The sequence below is a fragment of the Variovorax sp. GW460-12-1-14-LB1 genome (assembly GCF_059423605.1).
In genome coordinates this window covers 1-6,771 of sequence record NZ_JBWKYF010000136.1, presented here as the reverse complement: position 1 = coordinate 6,771, position 6,771 = coordinate 1, and the positions used below count along the sequence as shown (strand labels likewise).

Annotated in this window: 7 protein-coding genes; all 7 read left to right on the top strand. The window is 59.2% G+C overall.

What is annotated here, in order from left to right:
- The coding region (locus AC07Y4_RS32365) for a DUF2345 domain-containing protein (RefSeq protein WP_495275658.1) at positions 1-1,137 on the top strand (1,137 nt) is incomplete at its 5' end.
- A 32-nt stretch (positions 1,138-1,169) separates the two neighbouring features.
- Positions 1,170-2,234: a hypothetical protein gene (locus tag AC07Y4_RS32360; RefSeq protein ID WP_495275657.1), complete on the top strand. Its 1,065-nt coding sequence runs from the start codon at positions 1,170-1,172 to the stop codon at positions 2,232-2,234.
- Between the two features lie 58 nt (positions 2,235-2,292).
- The gene (locus AC07Y4_RS32355) at positions 2,293-5,031 is read left to right on the top strand and encodes a T6SS effector BTH_I2691 family protein (RefSeq protein WP_495275656.1); all 2,739 of its coding nucleotides are present in this window, start codon (positions 2,293-2,295) and stop codon (positions 5,029-5,031) included.
- Positions 5,028-5,768 carry a putative type VI secretion system effector gene (locus tag AC07Y4_RS32350; protein ID WP_495275655.1) on the top strand — a complete coding sequence of 247 codons (741 nt, stop codon included), beginning with the start codon at positions 5,028-5,030 and terminating at the stop codon, positions 5,766-5,768. Before AC07Y4_RS32355 ends, AC07Y4_RS32350 begins: the two co-directional genes overlap by 4 nt.
- 49 nt (positions 5,769-5,817) lie before the next feature.
- The gene (locus AC07Y4_RS32345; protein WP_495275654.1) at positions 5,818-6,021 is read left to right on the top strand and encodes a hypothetical protein; all 204 of its coding nucleotides are present in this window, start codon (positions 5,818-5,820) and stop codon (positions 6,019-6,021) included.
- Positions 6,022-6,052: 31 nt separating this feature from the next.
- The gene (locus tag AC07Y4_RS32340; protein ID WP_495275653.1) at positions 6,053-6,406 is read left to right on the top strand and encodes a hypothetical protein; all 354 of its coding nucleotides are present in this window, start codon (positions 6,053-6,055) and stop codon (positions 6,404-6,406) included.
- Positions 6,403-6,762 (top strand): hypothetical protein, encoded by a 360-nt coding sequence (locus AC07Y4_RS32335; RefSeq protein ID WP_495275652.1) that lies wholly within the window; start codon positions 6,403-6,405, stop codon positions 6,760-6,762. The genes AC07Y4_RS32340 and AC07Y4_RS32335 overlap by 4 nt, the downstream gene beginning before the upstream one ends.
- Positions 6,763-6,771: the final 9 nt, after the last annotated feature.

Below are 6,771 nucleotides of genomic sequence, written 5' to 3'. Positions count from 1 at the left end.
ATCCAGATCCCGCGCATCGGCCAGGAAGTCGTCGTGAGCTTCATCGCGGGAGACGCGGACCTGCCGATCTGCATGGGCAGGGTGCACAACCAGGTGAACCTGCCGCCGTGGCAACTCCCCGGCCAGAACGCATTGAGCGGGTTCAGGAGCCGGGAGTTGACGGAGGGAGGAGGCAACAGTGCGGCAGGCAGATCGAACCACCTGATCCTGGATGACACGGCCGAAAAAATTCAGGCGCAGCTCAAGAGCGATCACCAGAGTTCCAGCCTGAGTCTGGGGGCGATCACGCGCATCGAGGACAACGCGGGCAGAAAGGACCCCAGGGGTGAGGGGTTCGAACTGCGCACGGACGCCCATGGCGTGCTCAGGGCGCAGGACGGCATGCTCATCACCACTGAAGCCAGAGGCAACGCTGCGAACCATGTCAAGGACATGGGGGAGACAACCCAGCGACTAAAAGCAGCGCAAGACCAGCATCAAGGCCTGGCAGAAGCCGCAGCAACGGCCAAGGCTCAAAGCGAAGGCGAAGATCAGGCCAACGTGGCGCAAGCGCTCAAAGCGCAGAGCGGCGTCATCAAGGGCAGCGGTGGTGACAAGGCCCAAGGCCAATTCCCCGAACTCACAGAAGCCCAATTGGTACTCGCCAGTGCCGCAGGCCTCGCCGCCACCACGCCCGGCAGCCTTCATCTGCAGGCAGGCGAGCACATCGCGATCAGCAGTCAGGGCCACACCAGCATCAGTGCAGCCAAGCGGCTGCTCGTCAGTGCCAAGACCGGCATCCGCCTGTTTGCGCTCCGAGGCGGCATGAAGTGGATCGCCGGCAACGGCAAGTTCCAGATCGAAGCCCACAAGGATGCGATGAATCTGACCGCCAAGAAGGCCGTCCGGATCACAAGCACCACCAGCGAGATCCGCATCACTGCACCGATCAAGGTGGTAGTCAACGGTGGTGGAAGTTTCACCGAGTGGAGCAGCGAGAGCATCTTGCACGGAACGCCAGGTGGGTGGATCGAGCATGCAGCGAGTCATGTCAAGGTGGGCCCGGCAAGGTTGCCGCTGAGTCCGCAAACGTTCAAGGGCTGTGGCCCTGCGAACCAAGCTGCCGTCGGCAGCCAGTCCGGCGGGATCGAACTGTGAACACGGGCTCTGTGAAAAGTGCTCTTCAACCCGTGCCGAGCGACCCGCATGCCGAACTGCTTGCGCAGATCAAGACTCGACATCCCACGCATCGCACTGTCTGGATCTTGTTCGAGCCCGCCATGAATCCGATGGATGCAGGCGAAACCAGCGCCGCGTGGCTCGATCTGGCCGAACGCATGCCTGTGCAGGTTGCCATCCCCGGCTATGACCTTGGTGTCGAACGCTGCCCTTTGTGGCTTCAGGCCGATCTCACAACACCCAAGGGGCAGCAGTTGCTCCGCGCCAGCGTGGAAACGGCACTCGACGAACTGCATCCCGATGCACTCAGGCACAACAACGGCCGCCGCGTATGTGCCTGGGTCTGTTCTCCGCCAAACGCGAAGTCCACCCCCGATGCTCTTCGGGCCCAGGCCCTGCACATGGCGGGCTTGTTGGTACAGACCCGTCCCAATCTGCCCACGCACCACCCATACCTCAATGGGCGACCGGTGCATGTCAGGTTGCAGGACCCCGCGGTGCTGTGGGCGCTGTGGCCGCTGTTCAATTCAATGCAGCAAAGCCAATGGTTGGCCCACGTTGGAGGCTGGTGGATGCTCAAGCCCAATGGCCAAATGCACGCGCTTCCAGCCCCGCAGGCCGATGCGCCGATGCGCTTTCCTCAAGCGGTGCCGCACGCCCTTGACATGCGCTTTACGCCCGACCAATGGACGTCCGTGCCGCATATCCAACCGCTGAATCATGCGTTGCGCAAGTGGCTGCAACGCTCGTTGCAAGACAACTCGCTCGCCGAGCTGGCCGATCTCGATGTGGACAACGCCCGTGATGGCGCCTGCGCCGCTATCCGCACCACAGACAACGCCGGCTGGCGCGACCTGATCGACCTGCAGGCCGTGGCGTATTACGCCATGGCATACCACCCCCGCTTCGACACATCCACGCTGATGCGCAACCACCTCGCGCAGCGAATGGTTGCGGCCCGCAAAGACGGCGCGGCATTTGATCTGGCGGGTTGGCTGCATGCGTTGAGTGCGTCCGATTGGCAACGGGTGGTTGCTCAACTGAACCACGTCGAACCGCCTGCCGCTACGGCCTGACGCCTCGTCTCATGACACCTCGTCCCGAGCAACTCACAAACCCATCCGAAATTCGCCCATGAGCAGCAGCCAATGCAAACACTGCCAATCCTCCGGCCTTGCCATCCTGCCCGTGCGCTATGCGCCGGCGCCTTGGCGTACTGCTGTCATCCCTACCCTGCCTGAATGGGCCGATGACCCCGCGGGCCCTATTGGGTTTTCGGACCCCAAGCAACGTGAACCGGCCCTGTCTGCATTGGGCAGCGAATTCAAGTACACCCTGCGGATCCTGCGTGCGGGCTATCTGTACCTGTACTACGAGCAGCGCCACATCACCAGCGTAGGTGAGGTGCAATGGCTCTGCTACACCGTCTTTGATGATGGCTCTGTGTTTCCGTCGCAGCCCGACGATGCGGCTCCTCCGGCCGAGCACCCCGCTTGCGCAAGTTCGGCTCATCTGGGCGCACTTCTGCGCCAGGTCATCGTGATGGAGCCACACAAGAGCCCGCCGGTATGGCTTGCCTTTAGCGAACACCGGTGGACCGAGGCCACACGCAACCGCTACGCGCAGGATGTTGCACTTCGCCAGAAGCGCATGCAGTGCATTGACCCGAAGGCATTGCTGAAATCGCCCAAGGGGCCACGGCTGACCGCCGCTACTCCAGGCAATCTGCAGCACATCCTCGAATACAAGCCCGGGGTAACTCAGGACACCCTACCCTTCGCCGAGAAGGTCCCGGACCTTAGCATCGGGGAAGACGGCGCCTATGACAGCGACCGCCTGAAGACCGTCTCGACGCGCTACAAGCTCGCGGTGCGTGCAGGAGACGCCTTCAACGAGGCCCGATTGATGCGCTCGCGCACCGAGGACGAAAACGGTCACAGCAAGGCCGGCATCATCCTTGCGCTGCACGATGCGGTGGGCATGGTGCATGAACTCAATGGGTTCAGGAGCGACGCGGCCGGCTGGGTCGCCAAATACGGTAACGAGCGGGAATTGCAGATATCAGCGCTCGCGCTCATCGACGGGGCAAAGGCGGCCCTGGCGAATCGCACCAGTCAACTCGCTCAGCAGCACGTCAATCGGGTCAATCAAGCGCCTAATCCACTCGACGTTCGCGAAACCCGGGCGCAGATCGGACTGCAGCGCGACCCCGGTGATGCTTATTGGCAGAAGGAGATTGCCGATATACAGATCGAACGCCAGCGCAAACTTGCAGCGGGTACAGAGGGCGCAGCAAGTTACGAAACCACGGAACTCGCAGGCAGTTGGCTACCCTATGAGGGCAACCTCAAACCGGGCGCGGTAGACACGTTCAAAGAGCACTGGGACGGGCTGTCAGCCAGGGCCCACGACTTGATGGAAGGGCGCGGCAAACCATTGCTGACATGGCTCGAGTCCAAGCGCTTTCTCACCGCTCTGGAAGATTACGACTCCACGGACCTCGCCGACGGCGTGTGTTTTGAAAACGTGGTGGGAGACGCACTGTATGGATTGGGCTCATGCAAAGCCAGCGCACAAAAAATCAGTGCCTGGGTCAATGAAGCCATTCACCGCATCACGAACGAGAACATCTTATTTCGTGCAATTGCCTTGAACCATGGTGAAGGCAAGGCTGCCGTGCAGCAGGCCCTTGCTGCGGCGTCGGCTCACACAAACACGCCGCTCACAGAACAAGCGCTGGTGGCAGCTGAAGGCAGCACCAAGTACATCGCAAAGCTCGCCGAATTGTCCAAAAAAGGACTCACCTTGCACAACCAGCTCAACAAAGCTGGAGTCAAGCGTATTCCGACAGGTGGCTTGGAAAAAATCCTGATGTCGGTTGGGGATCGCTTCTTCGTGCCTTTCATGCGAAAGGGCATCGACAACTTGGCTGAAAAACTGGTGGTAGGCATGCTCATGGCGCGAGCAGGTTATGGACACGCAGCCACCATGGGCTTGTTCATTGCCGAAGCTCGTCACGTCAAGGAGGGCCGGACAGCAGCCATGTTGTTGCTGTCTCTCGGAAAATCCTCGCCAGACCTGAGAAACAGCTATACGGATCTGAAAAACGCCTGGGGAAAATTGAAGGTCGAGGCGGATACGCCTCGACTCAATTCTGAGGGGAAGCCCGGCGCATTCAACGAGGCAAAGGAAGCGCGCTTCGGCATCGTGGTGTTGATGCTTCAGAGCTTGTTTCTATGGAAACTTTCGAGTGATGCGGAAAAAGAAGTCGATCCCAAGAAGCGAGAAAAGATCAAAGCCGAACTCCTTGCCGCTCAGTTCAGCGTAGGCGCTAGCGTGCTTGATCTGGGAGCCACTGCGATCAAGGGATTGGCAGCAGCGAAGGACGCGGCAATGAGCTACCAGATGCTCAAAGCTGGAGGTGGGCTGCTCAGCGCGGGAGCGGCGATTATTTCGGTGAAGATGAGTTTGGCGGAGGCAGAACGTGTGGCAGATCAGGGCAGAGTTAATTTGAGCTTGGCGTACTACCTCCGAAGTGGGACCGATGCGTTTGCTGGGGGCTTCTCCTTTCTTGCAGCGATTTCTTACACAGCTCCCGCCATGAAGGCACTCAGCACAAGATTTCCAGTGTCTGCGGCCGCGCGTTTTCTCAGCGCATCGGTAGCGCGTTTGTATCTTTGGCGCGCCGCACTGCTATTTTTCGGTATCGGGTTCTCCGTGTTCTCATTGATCATTGCTTTTGCAATTTGGCGCTTCAGCGACAACGCACTCCAATCGTGGAGCGACCAATGCGCATTTGGGAAGAACAAGCGATTTACTAGGGTCAAGGAGCAGGAAGACGCTTTTTACAAGGCACTAGAGGAGGTGATATGAGTACAGTGGCGCCACATCAGTACCAACTCATCAAGGGGGTGGTTGTTGGGCTTCAAATCTCGAGGGGTGAGGAAGACTTCGTGTTCAATCAGGCAGGAAAAAAATCCATCGAGGCGACGGCCATGGGCGCAGCGGCCATGGGGCAATTGCTTCAGTCCACCAACCTGCTCATGGCCAGCGGTGGAACCGAAATTTCAGTGGACTACTTCACTTGTTTGGTCAACGGAAAACGTCTGATGGGGTGCTTCCACAGCGCCAGCTTCAAAGAAGGTGAGGAGCTTGTGTTTGTGGTCACCCCAACGAGTGCTGGGTATGTGGTTGCCGCAGCACGCAGCCCCGCACGGCGTCTGTTGTGGATGCCGCCGTATCACGAACGGGGGGAGATTGCGCAACACAAAAGCAAGTGGAAGTGGTCGTTGATTTTGTCGCTCATCGGCGCTTCGGCGTTTATCGCGTTTGTATATTTCCACAATAGTCATCCCGAACAATATCAAGCTTGGCATTATTTTTCGGCGTTCGCTGCAATGTTCGCCATGATTCTTGTGGTAAATGTGATCGGCCGCGCACCCTTCAAAAAATTTGGCCCCACGACCACAGCGATTCTTGCGGCGTTTGGCTTCATGGCCCCTGCAGAAATGGACTTGCATAAGGTGAGCAGCGCTGCGCGAGAACGCATCAAACAAGAAACCGGCGTTCCCTACGTGCTCGAGCCGCCTCCGTGGGTTTTTCATTATTGAGAGCGAAGGTCATCCAGGCAAGCCGACGATGGTTCCCATTTCAGACCCCGTGGGACTGGCCGCAGATATCAACGGCATCTGCGCGTTACGGGACAGGCGAGACAAAGAAGCGCTTCTCGCACTCGACGTCACGCGGCCGCTGATGACCAATCAGTTGCCTTCCGGCCTCAAGGGTTGCTTCAAGGGCGCGGCGATGGCCGGCACGCGCGCCATAGCCGACGGAAGCACATCGAAAAACGGCGGGACGAAGTGAAAAACACCGCGTACCGGGCGGGTGGCTACACATGGAGCAGAACCACGCGAGCCGTCTTCAACGGGGCTCTGCTTCGACGCTGGCCTACGGCGTGGGCTGGGTGCTGTTGATCGCCGGTGTGGCTTCCACCATGTGGGCAGTCCTTTCCGAACGCTCCGACCTGCAACGCTGGATCGCGCGGGGTTACTTCGGCCGTGACACTGAGAGGCGTTACGAGGAGAAGGACAGGGAGCTTCTGGAGTACCTCCTGATCGCGGAGATGGTCTACAAGCCCATGACCGATGAGGAGAATCAACGTCTTCTCAAGAAGTATCCGGCGCCACCTGCTGCGCCAGCACCTCGACGATCACCGTTCGGAGGCGATGGCGTGGGAGGCTTCCGATGATCGGCGGCATCAATACCAGCGGGCGCAGCACCGATGAAGAGCGCACCGATGGCAAGGTCATCGGGCTTGTGGAGCGCTATGCCAACAAAAGGAAAGGAGCCGCCGGAGTAGCCGGACACGGGGGAAAACTCACAGGCGTCTATCCAGATGCCATTGAGTTTCAGAGGGTCTACCTGACGGGGGGAGGTGGGTACTACCTCACGCATTGTTTTCTAATAGGTGTGATCGGCACGTATTTGATTGCGAAGTTCACGCTTGAAGGACTGTTGAAACATCGGGGATACGGAGTGGGCTGCTGCCGGTTTCGTGGACACCGACCTAAGCTTTTTGAGCTTTCTCGAACTGTATCGGACTGACGTAGCCGA